Here is a 14670-nt window from a genome sequence, read left to right as displayed (position 1 = left end):
GCCCCGGCTTGCGGAGCACACCCGAACGAGGCTGAGCCGTCCGGCCGCGGCGCGGCCCGGATCGCCCGGCGTGCTCAGCCGCGGACCCCGCACAGATGCAGCAGTGCCGCCACCGCGCGGTACGGATCCGTCCGTCCGGCCCGTTCCTCGGCGGCCAGCAGCGTCTCCAGGCCGTCCGGGATCTCCGCGTCGTCCGCCGCCGTGTCGGTGAACAGCCGTACCCCGTACCAGGCGTGCAGCGGCGCGCCGATGCCGGCGAGGGTGGCGGTGAGCGTGTCCAGACGGTCGGCGCGGACGTCGAGGCCCAGACGGTTGTGGTAGGCCGTGGTGTCGAAGGCGGCGAGCGCGCCCGCCCAGTCCCCGGCGAGCCCCGGCCGCATGGCCAGCGCGTCCCCGTTGCGCACCAGCAGCGACAGCAGTCCGCCCGGCGCGAGCATCCGGGCCAGCCCGGCCAGCAGGGGATCCGGCTCCTCGACGTACATCAGCACACCGTGGCAGAGCACCACGTCGAAGCTGCCCGGCAGGAAGTGCACGCCGGTGTCCCGCCCGTCGCCCTGCACCAGCCGGACCCGCTCCCGGATGCCCTCCGGCTCCGCGGACAGCGCCCGGCGGGCCGCCGCGATCATCGTCACGTCCTGCTCGACCCCGGTGACCTGGTGTCCGGCGCGGGCCAGGCGCAGTGCCTGGGTGCCCTGGCCCATCCCCACGTCGAGCACCCGCAGCCGCTGCCCGACCGGGAACCGGCCCGCTATCTGCTCGTCCAGCTGCCGGGCGACCAGCTCCTGCCGTACGACATCACGCAGCCCGCCCAGCCCGTTCAGCCAGGCCTTGGCCACGCCCCCGGAGAAAGAAGCTGCGCTCAGGGCCGCTCTCCGCGCTTGACCTGCGGCTTCGGCAGGCGGAGCCGGCGCATCTGGAGGGACCGCATCAGCGCGTAGGCGACCGCGCCGCGCGTGTTCTGGTCCGGGAAGCGCTCCTTGAGGCGCTTCCGCAGCCGGATGCCGCTGACGGCCGCGTCCAGCACGATCAGCACGATCACCAGGGCCCACAGCAGCAGGGCGAGGTTCTTGACCGCGGCCACGTTCACCACGCTCATCACCAGGATGACCACGGCGAGCGGCAGGAAGAACTCCGCCACGTTGAAGCGGGAGTCCACCCAGTCGCGGGCGAACTTGCGCACCGGACCCTTGTCGCGGGCCGGCAGGTACCGCTCGTCGCCGCCGGCCAGTGCCTGGCGCTGCCGCTCCAGGGCCTGGCGACGGTCCTCGCGCTGACGCTTGGCCGCGTCCTTGCGGTTCGTCGGGGTCGCGGCGACGCTGCGGCGCTGGGACTGGGCCTCACTGCGCTTGGGCGTGGGCCTGCCCTTGGGGGCCTGCGGGTCACGGGGCTGCTTGGAGTCGGTCACCGCCGCCTTGGCGGCGGGGGCCTTCTCTTCCTTGGCACGGCTACGGAACACAAAACCCAAGGGTACGGGGTGCGAGGGTGTGGACCCCAGCCCCGTGGGGAACGATCCGGCAACGCCAGTCGTCTGTAGGGGGACAGAGGGGACGATGCAGACGGTTCGTCCGGCGGTCACCCGGGGGCCCACCCCGAGGACCACCTACTCCCTGGGCGGGAGCGGTGCCGTACGCAGTCGTCCTTGGGGATGAGCGCATCACTCCCCGAACAGTGCGGTAATGGATGCGGGGCCCGTACTGTGGGTTCTGCAGCAGGAACTGTGAGCTGGAGTCCGTCAGAAGGGGGCGCGCGAAGCCCATGAGCGGTGTCATGAAGCGTATGGGGATGATCTTCCGCGCGAAGGCGAACAAGGCCCTTGACCGGGCCGAGGACCCGCGCGAAACCCTCGATTACTCGTACCAGAAGCAGTTGGAACTGCTCCAGAAGGTCCGCCGCGGCGTCGCCGACGTGGCCACCTCGCGCAAGCGCCTGGAACTGCAGCTCAACCAGCTCCAGTCGCAGTCCTCCAAGCTGGAGGACCAGGGCCGCAAGGCGCTCGCGCTGGGCCGTGAGGACCTGGCCCGCGAGGCGCTCTCCCGTCGCGCCGCCCTCCAGCAGCAGGTCACGGACCTGGAGACGCAGCACTCCACCCTCCAGGGCGAGGAGGAGAAGCTCACCCTCGCGGCCCAGCGCCTCCAGGCCAAGGTGGACGCCTTCCGTACCAAGAAGGAGACCATCAAGGCCACCTACACCGCCGCCCAGGCCCAGACCCGCATCGGCGAGGCCTTCTCCGGCATCTCCGAGGAGATGGGCGACGTGGGCCTGGCCATCCAGCGCGCCGAGGACAAGACGCAGCAGCTCCAGGCCCGGGCCGGGGCCATCGACGAACTGCTCGCCTCCGGCGCCCTGGACGACCCGACCGGCATGGCCAAGGACGACATCGCCGCCGAGCTGGACCGGCTCTCCGGTGGTACGGATGTAGAGCTGGAACTCCAGCGGATGAAGGCGGAGCTGGCCTCGGGTTCGTCCCAGCAGGCGATCGAGGGCGGTGCCGGGCAGGCGCGGCCCCAGCAGCAGCCGCAGGACACCCCGCGCTTCGACAAGCAGTAGGACGAGGCGAGCGGCAGGACAAGGCGAGCGGCAGGACAAGGCGAGCAGCGGACAGGAAGCGGCAGCCCGGGCGCCGCGGCCGAGCCTGGAGGGCGACATGGCCGACATGGTCGTACGGATCATGGGGGAGGGGCAGGTGAGGCTGGCCGACAGCCACCTCGCCGAACTGAACAGGCTGGACGACGAACTGCTCGCCGAGATTAAGGGCGGCGACGGCCCCGCGTTCCGCCGTACCTTCCAGGCACTCCTGGCCAGGGTCCGCGACCTGGGCGAGCCACTGCCCGACGACTCCCTGGAGCCCTCCGACCTCATCCTCCCGTCGCCCGACGCGACGCTGGAGGAGGTCCGGGACCTGCTGAGGGACGACGGACTGATCCCGGGCTGAGCGACCGGGCAGCCCCTGGGGGTGGCGTCCGCGGGGACGTACTGTTCCCTACGTGAGCACTCTGGACCGCGCCCGCTGCCGGCTCAAGGCGCATCCCCTCGCCCTGGACGCGGCCCTCGCCGCCGGCGTGCTGGTGTGCATGATCGTCGGGTCGTTCGTGACCCCCCAGGGGGCCCGGGGCGACCACGGGGTCAGCTGGGGCGTCCGCTCGCCCGATCCGCTCGGCCTGGTGCTCATCACCGTGGGCGCCGCCGCGCTCGTGTACCGCCGCAACGCGCCGAGGACGGTCCTCGCCGTCACCGGCACCGTCTCCCTGATCGAGAGCGTCACCGGAGATCCGCGCGCCCCGGTCGCCATGACCGCCGTCGTCGCCCTCTACACCGTCGCCTCGACCACCGACCGCACCACCACCCTGCGCGTCGGCCTGCTCACCATGACCGTGCTGACCGGCGCCGCCATGCTCGCCGGCCCGCTGCCCTGGTACGCGCAGGAGAACCTCGCCATCTTCGCCTGGACCGGGATCGGCGCCACCGCCGGGGACGCCGTCCGCAGCCGGCGTGCGGTCGTCCAGGCCATCCGCGAACGCGCCGAACGCGCCGAACGCACCCGCGAGGAGGAGGCCCGCCGCCGGGTCGCCGAGGAACGCCTGCGCATCGCCCGCGACCTGCACGACGTCGTCGCCCACCACATCGCCCTGGTCAACGTGCAGGCCGGGGTCGCCGCCCACGTCATGGACAAGCGCCCCGACCAGGCCAAGGAGGCCCTCGCCCACGTACGCGAGGCCAGCCGCTCGGCGCTCAACGAACTGCGCGCCACCGTCGGCCTGCTCCGCCAGTCCGGCGATCCCGAGGCCCCCACCGAACCCGCCCCCGGCCTCAGCCGCCTGGAGGAACTCGCCGGCACCTTCCGCAACGCCGGGCTCCGGGTCGAGGTCGCCCGCGCCGACCAGGGCACCGAACTTCCCGCCGCCGTCGACCTGGCCGCCTACCGGATCATCCAGGAAGCCCTCACCAACGTGCAGAAGCACGTCGGCACCGAGGCCAGGGCCGAGGTCAGCGTCGTACGCGTGGGACCGAACGTCGAGGTCACCGTCCTCGACGACGGCTCCGGAGAGGACCGCGCCGCCGGCACCGGCGGCGGGCACGGGCTGCTCGGCATGCGCGAGCGGGTCACCGCCGTCGGCGGCACCCTCACCACCGGTCCCCGCTACGGCGGCGGATTCCGCGTGCATGCGATCCTGCCGGTCAAGACCAAGCCCCGCACCCCCGCCCCGGGAGAGCCCGTATGACGATCCGCGTCCTGCTCGCCGACGACCAGGCACTCCTGCGCAGCGCCTTCCGGGTGCTGGTCGACTCCGAGCCCGACATGGAGGTGGTCGGCGAGGCCTCCGACGGCGCCCAGGCGCTGCTGCTGACCAAGGAGCGGCGGGCCGACGTCGTCCTCATGGACATCCGGATGCCCGGCACCGACGGCCTCGCCGCCACCCGTCTGATCAGCGCGGACCCGTCCCTCGGCCATGTCCGGGTGGTCATCCTGACCACCTTCGAGGTCGACGACTACGTGGTCCAGGCCCTGCGCGCGGGCGCCTCCGGCTTCCTCGGCAAGGGCAGCGAGCCCGAGGAACTGCTGAACGCCATCCGGGTCGCCGCCGGCGGTGAGGCACTGCTGTCCCCGACCGCCACCAAGGGCCTGATCGCCCGCTTCCTGGCCCAGGGGGACGCCGACGCCGACCGTGACCCGGCCCGCTCCGAACGGCTCGGCGCGCTCACCGGCCGGGAGCGCGAGGTGCTCGTGCAGGTCGCCGGCGGCCACTCCAACGACGAGATAGCCGAGCGCCTCGAAGTGAGCCCGCTGACCGTGAAGACGCACGTCAACCGGGCCATGGCCAAGCTGGGCGCCCGCGACCGGGCCCAGCTCGTGGTGATCGCCTACGAGTCCGGGCTGGTACGCCCGCGGACGGACTGACCGCCACCGCGTCCCGGACAGCGGCCGGGTCCGCCACGAGACCCGGCCCCCGCGTAAGCGATTTACGGCAGCGCCAGCATCCGCTCCAGCGCCAGCTTCGCGAACGCCTCCGTCTCCTGGTCGACCTCGATGCGGTTGACCAGGTTGCCCTCGGCCAGCGACTCCAGCGTCCAGACCAGGTGCGGGAGGTCGATGCGGTTCATGGTCGAGCAGAAGCAGACCGTCCGGTCCAGGAAGACGATCTCCTTGCCCTCGGGTGCGAAACGGTTCGCCAGGCGGCGGACCAGGTTCAGCTCCGTGCCGATCGCCCACTTGGAGCCAGCCGGAGCCGCCTCCAGCGCCTTGATGATGTACTCGGTCGAGCCGACGTAGTCGGCGGCGGCCACGACCTCGTGCCTGCACTCCGGGTGGACGAGGACGTTCACGCCGGGGATGCGGGCGCGCACGTCGTTCACCGAGTCCAGGCTGAAGCGGCCGTGGACCGAGCAGTGGCCGCGCCACAGGATCATCCTCGCGGCGCGCAGCTGCTCGGTCGTCAGGCCGCCGTTCGGCTTGTGCGGGTTGTAGACCACGCAGTCGTCCAGGGACATGCCCAGGTCGCGGACGGCGGTGTTGCGGCCCAGGTGCTGGTCCGGCAGGAAGAGGACCTTCTCGCCCTGCTCGAACGCCCACTCGAGGGCGTTCCTCGCGTTCGACGAGGTGCAGATCGTGCCGCCGTGCCTGCCGGTGAACGCCTTGATGTCCGCCGAGGAGTTCATGTACGACACCGGGACCACCTGCTCGGCCACCCCGGCCTCGGTCAGCACGTCCCAGCACTCCGCCACCTGTTCGGCGGTGGCCATGTCGGCCATCGAGCAGCCGGCCGCCAGGTCGGGCAGGACCACCTTCTGGTCGTCGGAGGTCAGGATGTCCGCCGACTCGGCCATGAAGTGCACACCGCAGAAGACGATGTACTCGGCCTCCGGGCGCGCGGCCGCGTCCCGGGCCAGCTTGAAGGAGTCGCCCGTGACATCGGCGAACTGGATCACCTCGTCGCGCTGGTAGTGGTGGCCGAGCACGAAGACCTTGTCGCCGAGCTTCTCCTTGGCCGCGCGGGCGCGCTCGACCAGGTCCGGGTCGGACGGCGAGGGCAGGTCACCGGGACACTCGACGCCCCGCTCGCTCTTCGGGTCGGCCTCGCGGCCGAGCAGCAGCAGGGCGAGCGGAGTCGGCTGTACGTCGAGCTCCTGGGTCTGGGCGGTGGTCACGACACGCACCCTTTCTGTTCTGCGGGAGTGCTTTTCGTCGAATTGACGCTATCTATCATAAACGCTTCACGTCAGTTTGACGATGCCCATAGCGTCGGTGTGACGTGAATCCCGGCGGCCCCGCCCGTCGGCCGCTGCCGAAGCGCACGGCCGTGTGCGAGCATGAAGGAACAGGAAAAAACGCGAAAACGCGAATGCCCGGCCCGGAATGAATCCGCGGACGCGCCGGTTGCACTCGTCGGCAAGCAGTCTCCGTACAACCCGGGAGAGATGTAGATGTCCGTATCGGACGAGACCAGCACCGTCACCGACGGCATCATCCTGTCCGACGCCGCCGCGGCGAAGGTCAAGGCCCTGCTCGACCAGGAAGGCCGTGACGACCTGGCCCTGCGCGTCGCCGTTCAGCCCGGCGGCTGCTCCGGCCTGCGCTACCAGCTCTTCTTCGACGAGCGCTCGCTCGACGGCGACGTCGTCAAGGACTTCGGCGGCGTCAAGGTCGTCACCGACCGCATGAGCGCCCCGTACCTGGGCGGCGCGTCCATCGACTTCGTGGACACCATCGAGAAGCAGGGCTTCACGATCGACAACCCGAACGCGACGGGCTCCTGCGCCTGCGGCGACTCCTTCAGCTGAGTCGTCCGGCCGGGCCGGCCGGAGAACACGGGAAGGCGGCGACCCCTCCGACGGGGCCGCCGCCTTCCTGCGTCGCGTGGCCTAGCGCTGCAGGGGCGAGCCGTGCCGCGCGACCGGGATCCGGGCGCCGTCCGTCCCGACCACCGTCCGGCCGTCCAGCGGCGCGTCCAGCCGTACGGTCTTCGTGTACTGCCGGGCGATCAGGACGCAGATCTTGTCCGGCCACCGTTTCTCGGTCACCGTGAGCGTCACGGTGCCCGAACTCTCCTTCGCCGCCGCCGTGTAGTCGGCGCACACCCCGCCGGTGAACGTCACGCTCAGGTTCCGCCCGTCGGCCGTGTAGCCGTCCACCTTGACGTCCTCGGTCTTCGTCCCACCGGACCCCGGGGAACTCTTCGGCGACGACGGCGACGACTGCGACGACGGCGACGACTGCGCCGGCGGCGTCGGCTGCGACGGCTTCGAGGGGGCCGCCACGTACCTCGGGTCCACCGCCGGATACGCCACCGTGGACAGGCCCCCCGCCTGCGCCCCGCGCACCTCGAACAGCCAGGCCGGCACCAGCGCCTGCCGACCGCCGACCGAGCGCGAGGCCAGCCCGAACACCGCCTTGCCGACGGTGACCGAGCCCGCCGCCGGCGCCGCGGACGCGGGCGGCGCGCCGCACGGCTGCTCCAGCCGGTCCTTGGCCGGCACCGGACTCGTACAGCCGCCGATGCCCATCCGGTGGTCGCCGCGCGGCGCCGCGTTCATCAGCTCCAGCGTCCTCCTCGCCCCCAGAACGGGGTACACGGCTCCCTTCGGCGGCGTCCGCACCATCCCGTGGCCGCCGACCAGCTCGCCCCGCTCGCCGACGGTCAGCCCGGTCGTCCAGCCGTTCGTGGGCAGCCCGCCGACGACCGGGTCCGCGTCGACGACCCGCTGGGCGCCCAGGACCCGGCTCGCGTCGATCTTCGCGTCGTCCTGCCCGAGCGCCTTCAGCACCGGCGCCGCCGTCGTCCGGGCGTCCGCCACGCTCACCGGGGCGCCCGCCGGCGCCATGGGATCGTGGACGCACACGGTCACCTTGCGGCAGTCGTCGGTGCCCGGCGCGTACCGGCTGTACGTCCACAGGCCCGGCGCCTCCCGGTTCACCTGGAGGTTCGCGCCCGCACCGGCGCCGCCCGCCCCGACCCGCCAGACCTGACCGTCGGCCACCGGCGCCCCCTTCAGCCCGAGCGCCCTGGCCAGCCGGGCCACCTCGTCCTTGCCCACCTCGCCCTTCGCCACGTACACCGGCGCCGAGCCGGGCCCGTCCGGGAGCGTGCCCGAGGCCCGGTACGTGACGCCGTACGGATCCGGCTCACCGGGCGCGACGCCGTTCGTACCGGCCGACCAGCCGTCCAGGGCGAGCGGCGGGGGAGTACCGTCCCGGCCCGACGCCGACGGGCTCGTACCGCCGTGGGAGCCGGCCCGCGCCACCAGGTACCCGCCACCGCCCACCAGCAGCACGGCGGCCGCGACCGAGGCGATCACCACCGGGGAACGGCGCCGGGCGGACCGCTCGTCCGCGCCGCCGGGCGTCTCGGCGACCGCGTCGTCGCCGTGGTCGGGTTGCTCGGTGTTCACCGCATCGCTCCTCGCCGTCGTATCCCGTATCCCCCGCGCGGGGGACGGCGATGGGACGCGGGAGGGGAGCGCACGGTTCCCCGGAGCGCGCCGGAGCGCCCCCGGCCGTGGGGCCCGAGGGACGGTTCGGCCGGCGGTTCAGTCGCCGTAGTCCGACATCGCGTCCAGCAGCCGCGCGGACTTCACCGGCACGGTCACCCCGTGGATGAGCGACGGGGACACCGGACGGGACTCGGCGTGCTCCGGCGTCGTCCAGTGCGGGGCCATCCGGGCGCAGTCACCGCGCAGCGACGCCAGGTCGCCGTCCGGTTCCGCCGGAGCTGTGAAGCGGACCTTGAGGTTCGTCATAACCGAACGTTAGACACGCTCGGGCCCGCGAAGAAAGATCTACTATCGGGTAGTTCTGCCGACTTCAGTGGCGGGTCCGGACCGGATAGCGTGGACCGTCACCGGTTAGCGTCAACCGTCAAACTCCCTCCCCGCAGGAGAATCCACGCCGTGCGCATCGCAGTCACCGGCTCCATCGCCACCGACCACCTCATGACCTTCCCCGGCCGCTTCGCCGACCAGCTCGTCGCGGACCAGCTGCACACGGTCTCGCTCTCCTTCCTGGTCGACAACCTGGACGTACGCCGGGGCGGCGTCGGCGCGAACATCGCCTTCGGCATGGGCCAGCTCGGCACCCGGCCCCTCCTGGTCGGCGCCGCCGGCTTCGACTTCGACGAGTACCGCGCCTGGCTGGACCGGCACGGCGTCGACACCGACTCGGTGCGCATCTCCGAGACGCTGCACACCGCCCGCTTCGTGTGCACCACCGACGCCGACCACAACCAGATCGGCTCCTTCTACACGGGCGCGATGAGCGAGGCCCGGCAGATCGAGCTGAAGACCGTCGCCGACCGCGTCGGCGGCCTCGACCTGGTCCTGATCGGCGCCGACGACCCGGAGGCGATGCTCCGCCACACCGAGGAGTGCCGCTCGCGGACCATCCCGTTCGCCGCCGACTTCTCCCAGCAGATCGCCCGCATGAACGGCGACGAGATCCGGATACTGCTGGACGGGGCGACGTACCTCTTCTCCAACGAGTACGAGAAGGGCCTCATCGAGACCAAGACCGGCTGGAGCGACGCGGAGATCCTCGCCAAGGTCGGCCACCGGGTCACCACCCTCGGCTCGCGCGGTGTGCGCATCGAGCGCGTCGGCGAGGACCCGATCGAGGTCGGCTGCCCCGACGAGGAGCGCAAGGCCGACCCCACCGGCGTCGGCGACGCCTTCCGCGCCGGGTTCCTCTCGGGGCTCGCCTGGGGGGTCTCCCTGGAGCGCGCGGCCCAGATCGGATGCATGCTGGCCACCCTCGTGATCGAGACGGTCGGCACACAGGAGTACCAGCTGCGCCGGGCCCACTTCATGGAGCGCTTCACCAAGGCGTACGGCGACGAGGCGGCCGGAGAGGTCCGCGCCCACCTGGGCTGACGCGGCCCGGTCAGGCCAGCCGGCGGACCAGGTACGCCGTACCCCGCTCCGCCGGCTCCTCGCCCGCGTACTCCTGCCCCCGCATCTCGCACCAGGCCGGGATGTCCAGCCGGGCCGCCTCGTCGTCCGACAGCACCCGTACGGTGCCCCCCACCGGCACCTCCCCGATGACCTTCGCCAGCTCGATGACGGGGATCGGGCACCGCTTGCCCAGGGAGTCGACGACCAGTTCCGCCGCCCCCGCCCCGGCCACGGTCTGCGGTGCGGGCGCTCCCGGCTCCTCCCGGATCCCCAGCTTCTCCCGGACCCCCGCCACCACCCCCGGCAGCACCCCGAGGAACCGTTCGACGTCCTCCTCGGCCGTCCCCACCGGCAGCGAAACCCTCACGTTTCCCTCACTCAGCACGCCCATCGCCTTCAGCACATGGCTGGGCGTCAGGGTGCTGCTCGTGCAGGACGACCCGGACGACACGGAGAAACCCCCGCGGTCCAGCTCGTGCAGCAGTGCCTCACCGTCGACATAGAGACAGGAGAAGGTGACGATGCCGGGCAGCCGCCGCTCCGGATCGCCGACCACCTCCACGTCCGGCACCAGCCGCGGCACCCGGGCCCGGATCCGCTCCGTCAGCTCCCGCAGCCGTACCGCCTCCTGGGCCGCCTCGGCCCGCACCGCCCGCAGCGAGGCCACCGCGGCGACGATTGCCGGGATGTTCTCGAACCCGGCCGCCCGCCCCGACTCCCGTTCGTCCACCGGCCCCCGCACCGAGAACCGGACACCCTTGCGCACCACGAGCAGCCCGACCCCGGGCGGGCCGCCCCATTTGCGCGCACTCGCCGTGAGCAGCGACCAGGCCCCCTCGACGGGCCCCCACCCCAGCGACTGCGCCGCGTCCACCAGCAACGGCACCCCTGCCGCCCGGCACGCCTCGGCCACCTCCGCGACCGGCTGCACGGTCCCCACCTCGTGGTTGGCGGACTGGAGACAGGCCAGGGCGGTGTCCGGCCGCAGCCCGGCCGCGTAGACCTGGGCGTCCACCGCTCCGGTCCGGCCGACACCCAACCGGGTGACCGTGCCGCCGTCCGCCTCATGGGCGTCGGCGGCGTGGAGCACCGAGGAGTGTTCGACGGCTGACACGATCAGGTGACGTCCGACCCGGCGGCGCCCGGCCAGCGCCCCCGAGATCCCCGAGTGCGCGGCCCGCGTCCCGGAGGAGGTGAACACCATCTCGTCCGGCCTGCAGCCGACGGCCTCCGCGGCGGCCTCCCGGGAGGCGTCCAGCAGCATCCGGGCCCTGCGGCCCTCGCGGTACAGACGGGCGGGATCCGCCCACCCCTCGTCGAGCGAGGCCAACAGCGCCTGACGGGCGACGGGATGGAGGGGAGCGCCGGACGCGGCGTCGAAGTAGGGCACACGGCAACGGTAGAACTTCCCCCGGGAAGCCGACCCCGGGGGCGCCGGGCCGTGCCGTCGGCGGCCCCGTCGCGGGGCGCGACCAGCCCCGACCGACCCGCACCCGCCAATCCAGCTAACCGCCCCGCCCACAAGGCACCCCTCCCCGCGAACCCCCGGAGGGCGTCGGCTAGGGTTTGGTCCGCATAAACATCCAAACCCCTGCCCGACGCAGGGCGGCGACCGACCAGCGAGAAGGCAGGCCGCAGCCGGCGCGCGGGCGAGACTCTCGGGAAGGCGCTACGTGAGTCCCAACGGCTCCGACCGCTCGCCGCGGCGCCCGATGCGGCGGAAGCTGCTGCAGGCACTGACCGCGGGCCTGGTCCTGGCGACCGCAACCGGTTGCACATACAAGGACTTCCCCCGCCTTGGTATGCCCACCCCGACCACGGAAGAGGCTCCGCGGATCCTCTCCCTGTGGCAGGGCTCCTGGGCAGCCGCGCTCGCCGTCGGCGTGCTGGTGTGGGGCCTGATCCTGTGGAGCGCCATGTTCCACCGGCGCAGCCGCACCAAGGTCGAGGTACCTCCGCAGACCCGGTACAACATGCCGATCGAGGCCCTGTACACGGTGGTCCCGATCATCATCATCTCGGTGCTGTTCTACTTCACGGCCCGGGACGAGACGAAGCTCCTCAGCCTCACCGACAAGAAGCCGGACGTCACGGTCAACGTGGTCGGCTTCCAGTGGAGCTGGGGCTTCAACTACATCGAGCCCGTCGCCGGTTCCACGGGCGACGCGAAGACCGACGCGAACCTGAACGCCATTCCGGACCGGTTCAAGAACGAGTTCCCGGCGAACGCCGGCGGTGTCTACGACGTCGGTACGCCGGGCACGCGGAACCCGCAGACCGGCAACCCCGGTCCGACGCTGTGGCTGCCCAAGGGTGAGACGGTCCGCTTCGTCCTGACCTCGCGTGATGTCATCCACTCCTTCTGGGTGGTGCCGTTCCTGATGAAGATGGACGTCATCCCGGGCCACACCAACGCCTTCCAGGTGACCCCCAACAAGGAGGGCACCTTCCTCGGCAAGTGCGCCGAGCTGTGCGGTGTCGACCACTCCCGGATGCTGTTCAACGTGAAGGTCGTCTCTCCGGCCGCCTACCAGCAGCACCTCAAGGACCTCGTCAAGAAGGGGCAGACCGGTTACATTCCCGCCGGCATCGCGCAGACGAGCCACGAGAAGAACCGGGAGACGAACAACCTGTGAGCATCCTCAACGAACCCCAGGGTGCCGCGGCAGCTGAAGGCGCGTACGCGGACGAGCTGCCGGTCAGGCGCAAGCAGCCCGGCAATGTCGTGGTGAAGTGGCTGACCACCACCGACCACAAGACCATCGGCACGATGTACCTGGTCACGTCGTTCGCGTTCTTCCTGATCGGCGGCGTGATGGCGCTGCTGATGCGTGCCGAGCTGGCCCGGCCGGGCCTGCAGATCATGTCGAACGAGCAGTTCAACCAGGCGTTCACGATGCACGGCACGATCATGCTGCTGATGTTCGCGACGCCGCTGTTCGCCGGTTTCACGAACTGGATCATGCCGCTGCAGATCGGCGCGCCGGACGTGGCGTTCCCGCGGCTGAACATGTTCGCCTACTGGCTGTACCTGTTCGGCTCGTCGATCGCCGTCGGCGGCTTCCTCACCCCGCAGGGCGCGGCGGACTTCGGCTGGTTCGCCTACAGCCCGCTGTCCGACGCGGTCCGCTCGCCGGGCATCGGCGCCGACATGTGGATCATGGGTCTGGCCTTCTCCGGCTTCGGCACCATCCTCGGCGCGGTCAACTTCATCACCACGATCATCTGCATGCGCGCGCCCGGCATGACCATGTTCCGCATGCCGATCTTCGTGTGGAACGTGCTGCTGACCGCCGTACTGGTCCTGCTCGCCTTCCCGGTCCTGGCCGCCGCGCTGTTCGCCCTGGAGGCGGACCGAAAATTCGGCGCCCACGTCTTCGACGCGGCAAACGGCGGAGCCCTGCTCTGGCAACACCTCTTCTGGTTCTTCGGCCATCCAGAGGTGTACATCATCGCCCTGCCGTTCTTCGGCATCATCAGCGAAGTGATCCCGGTGTTCTCCCGCAAGCCGATGTTCGGCTACATGGGCCTGATCGCCGCGACCATCTCCATCGCCGGCCTGTCCGTGACCGTGTGGGCCCACCACATGTACGTCACCGGCGGCGTCCTGCTCCCGTTCTTCTCCTTCATGACGTTCCTGATCGCCGTGCCGACCGGTGTGAAGTTCTTCAACTGGATCGGCACGATGTGGAAGGGCTCGCTGTCCTTCGAGACACCGATGCTCTGGGCCACCGGCTTCCTGGTCACCTTCACGTTCGGTGGTCTGACCGGTGTCATCCTGGCCTCGCCCCCGATGGACTTCCACGTCTCGGACTCGTACTTCGTGGTGGCGCACTTCCACTACGTCGTCTTCGGCACCGTCGTCTTCGCGATGTTCTCCGGGTTCCACTTCTGGTGGCCGAAGATGACCGGCAAGATGCTCGACGAGCGCCTCGGCAAGATCACCTTCTGGACGCTGTTCATCGGCTTCCACGGCACCTTCCTGGTCCAGCACTGGCTCGGTGCCGAGGGCATGCCGCGTCGTTACGCCGACTACCTCGCGGCCGACGGCTTCACCGCCCTGAACACGATCTCGACGATCAGCTCCTTCGTGCTCGGCCTGTCGATCCTGCCGTTCCTCTACAACGTGTGGAAGACGGCCAAGTACGGCAAGCCGGTCGGCGTCGACGACCCGTGGGGCTACGGCCGTTCCCTGGAGTGGGCGACCTCCTGCCCGCCGCCGCGGCACAACTTCCTCACCCTGCCGCGGATCCGCAGCGAATCCCCGGCGTTCGACCTGCACCACCCCGAGATCGCCGCGCTGGAGCAGCTTGAGCACGCCGGTCACGGCAGCGCCGTCGCGGGCAGCAAGGAGGCCGGAAAGTGAAGATCCAGGGCCGGATGTTCGTCTGGCTGAGCGCCTTCATCCTCGTCATGGCGATCGTCTATGGCGTGTGGTCGAAGGAGCCGGCCGGTACCACGGCGCTCTTCCTGGCCTTCGGCCTGAGCATCATGATCGGCTTCTACCTGGGCTTCACCGCCCGGCGGGTCGACGCGGGCGCCCAGGACGACAAGGAGGCCGACGTCGCGGACGACGCGGGCGAGCTCGGGTTCTTCAGCCCGCACAGCTGGCAGCCGCTCGCCCTCGGCATCGGCGGCGCGCTGGCCTTCCTCGGCATCGCCGTCGGCTGGTGGCTGCTGTACTTCTCGGCACCGATCATCATGATCGGCCTGTTCGGCTGGGTCTTCGAGTACTACCACGGTGAGAACCGCACCCAGTAGCACACCCGGTGGCCCACGAGAGCCCGGACA

Annotated in this window: 15 protein-coding genes; 9 read left to right on the top strand and 6 right to left on the bottom strand. The window is 71.1% G+C overall.

What is annotated here, in order from left to right; genetic code table 11:
- Window positions 1-74 precede the first annotated feature (74 nt).
- Window positions 75-779, bottom strand: a complete 705-nt coding sequence (locus ACFYMM_RS05410) for a class I SAM-dependent methyltransferase (protein WP_388384504.1) — start codon at window positions 777-779, stop codon at window positions 75-77.
- 80 nt (window positions 780-859) lie between these two features.
- Window positions 860-1456, bottom strand: a complete 597-nt coding sequence (locus tag ACFYMM_RS05405; RefSeq protein ID WP_388384066.1) for a DUF3043 domain-containing protein — start codon at window positions 1454-1456, stop codon at window positions 860-862.
- A gap of 299 nt (window positions 1457-1755) precedes the next feature.
- Between ACFYMM_RS05405 and ACFYMM_RS05400 the strand changes: the two genes are divergently transcribed.
- The 4 genes from ACFYMM_RS05400 to ACFYMM_RS05385 all read left to right on the top strand — a co-directional run bounded on the left by ACFYMM_RS05400 (window position 1756) and on the right by ACFYMM_RS05385 (window position 4897).
- Window positions 1756-2547, top strand: coding sequence for a PspA/IM30 family protein (locus tag ACFYMM_RS05400; RefSeq protein WP_388384065.1), 792 nt, complete (start codon window positions 1756-1758; stop codon window positions 2545-2547).
- Between the two features lie 106 nt (window positions 2548-2653).
- A complete protein-coding gene (locus tag ACFYMM_RS05395) occupies window positions 2654-2932 on the top strand; it encodes a hypothetical protein (protein ID WP_388384502.1) in 279 nt (92 codons plus the stop codon).
- 52 nt (window positions 2933-2984) lie between these two features.
- Entirely contained in the window at window positions 2985-4220 is a 1236-nt protein-coding gene (locus ACFYMM_RS05390) for a sensor histidine kinase (protein ID WP_388384063.1), read from the top strand.
- The gene (locus tag ACFYMM_RS05385) at window positions 4217-4897 is read left to right on the top strand and encodes a response regulator (protein ID WP_388384061.1); all 681 of its coding nucleotides are present in this window, start codon (window positions 4217-4219) and stop codon (window positions 4895-4897) included. The genes ACFYMM_RS05390 and ACFYMM_RS05385 overlap by 4 nt, the downstream gene beginning before the upstream one ends.
- 62 nt (window positions 4898-4959) lie before the next feature.
- On the opposite strand, the gene nadA is transcribed toward ACFYMM_RS05385, so the two are convergent.
- Window positions 4960-6144, bottom strand: coding sequence for a quinolinate synthase NadA (nadA, locus tag ACFYMM_RS05380; RefSeq protein WP_388384059.1), 1185 nt, complete (start codon window positions 6142-6144; stop codon window positions 4960-4962).
- 276 nt (window positions 6145-6420) lie between these two features.
- Here nadA and ACFYMM_RS05375 point away from each other — a divergent pair, with 276 nt between their 5' ends.
- A complete protein-coding gene (locus tag ACFYMM_RS05375; protein WP_030582488.1) occupies window positions 6421-6777 on the top strand; it encodes an iron-sulfur cluster assembly accessory protein in 357 nt (118 codons plus the stop codon).
- A gap of 81 nt (window positions 6778-6858) precedes the next feature.
- Here ACFYMM_RS05375 and ACFYMM_RS05370 read toward each other — a convergent pair whose 3' ends face one another.
- Window positions 6859-8385, bottom strand: coding sequence for a hypothetical protein (locus ACFYMM_RS05370; RefSeq protein ID WP_388384057.1), 1527 nt, complete (start codon window positions 8383-8385; stop codon window positions 6859-6861).
- Between the two features lie 138 nt (window positions 8386-8523).
- A complete protein-coding gene (locus tag ACFYMM_RS05365) occupies window positions 8524-8733 on the bottom strand; it encodes a hypothetical protein (RefSeq protein WP_388384055.1) in 210 nt (69 codons plus the stop codon).
- 150 nt (window positions 8734-8883) lie between these two features.
- Here ACFYMM_RS05365 and ACFYMM_RS05360 point away from each other — a divergent pair, with 150 nt between their 5' ends.
- Complete coding sequence (locus tag ACFYMM_RS05360) at window positions 8884-9858, top strand: carbohydrate kinase family protein (RefSeq protein ID WP_388384053.1); 975 nt, start codon at window positions 8884-8886, stop codon at window positions 9856-9858.
- 10 nt (window positions 9859-9868) lie between these two features.
- Here ACFYMM_RS05360 and ACFYMM_RS05355 read toward each other — a convergent pair whose 3' ends face one another.
- Window positions 9869-11269, bottom strand: coding sequence for a cysteine desulfurase/sulfurtransferase TusA family protein (locus tag ACFYMM_RS05355; RefSeq protein WP_388384052.1), 1401 nt, complete (start codon window positions 11267-11269; stop codon window positions 9869-9871).
- 283 nt (window positions 11270-11552) lie between these two features.
- Between ACFYMM_RS05355 and coxB the strand changes: the two genes are divergently transcribed.
- Genes coxB through ACFYMM_RS05340 form a run of 3 tightly spaced genes read left to right on the top strand, consistent with a single transcriptional unit; the run spans window position 11553 to window position 14640 of the window.
- On the top strand, window positions 11553-12515 hold the full coding sequence (gene coxB, locus ACFYMM_RS05350; protein WP_388384051.1) for a cytochrome c oxidase subunit II: 963 nt from the start codon (window positions 11553-11555) through the stop codon (window positions 12513-12515).
- A complete protein-coding gene (ctaD, locus tag ACFYMM_RS05345) occupies window positions 12512-14245 on the top strand; it encodes a cytochrome c oxidase subunit I (protein WP_388384049.1) in 1734 nt (577 codons plus the stop codon). The genes coxB and ctaD overlap by 4 nt, the downstream gene beginning before the upstream one ends.
- On the top strand, window positions 14242-14640 hold the full coding sequence (locus ACFYMM_RS05340; RefSeq protein ID WP_388384048.1) for a cytochrome c oxidase subunit 4: 399 nt from the start codon (window positions 14242-14244) through the stop codon (window positions 14638-14640). The genes ctaD and ACFYMM_RS05340 overlap by 4 nt, the downstream gene beginning before the upstream one ends.
- Window positions 14641-14670 lie beyond the last annotated feature (30 nt).

This window comes from Streptomyces sp. NPDC006739 (assembly GCF_042869815.1).
Taxonomy (GTDB): domain Bacteria; phylum Actinomycetota; class Actinomycetes; order Streptomycetales; family Streptomycetaceae; genus Streptomyces.
This window is presented reverse-complemented; position numbering and strand designations above follow the sequence as displayed.

Excerpts from the sequence above, each read along its gene's own strand:
- ACFYMM_RS05395 (WP_388384502.1), top strand. The coding sequence starts at position 2,654 with ATGGTCGTACGGATCATGGGGGAGGGGCAGGTGAGGCTGGCCGACAGC.
- ACFYMM_RS05400 (WP_388384065.1), top strand. The coding sequence starts at position 1,756 with ATGAGCGGTGTCATGAAGCGTATGGGGATGATCTTCCGCGCGAAGGCG.
- ACFYMM_RS05385 (WP_388384061.1), top strand. The coding sequence starts at position 4,217 with ATGACGATCCGCGTCCTGCTCGCCGACGACCAGGCACTCCTGCGCAGC.
- ACFYMM_RS05365 (WP_388384055.1), bottom strand. The coding sequence starts at position 8,733 with ATGACGAACCTCAAGGTCCGCTTCACAGCTCCGGCGGAACCGGACGGC.
- ACFYMM_RS05375 (WP_030582488.1), top strand. The coding sequence starts at position 6,421 with ATGTCCGTATCGGACGAGACCAGCACCGTCACCGACGGCATCATCCTG.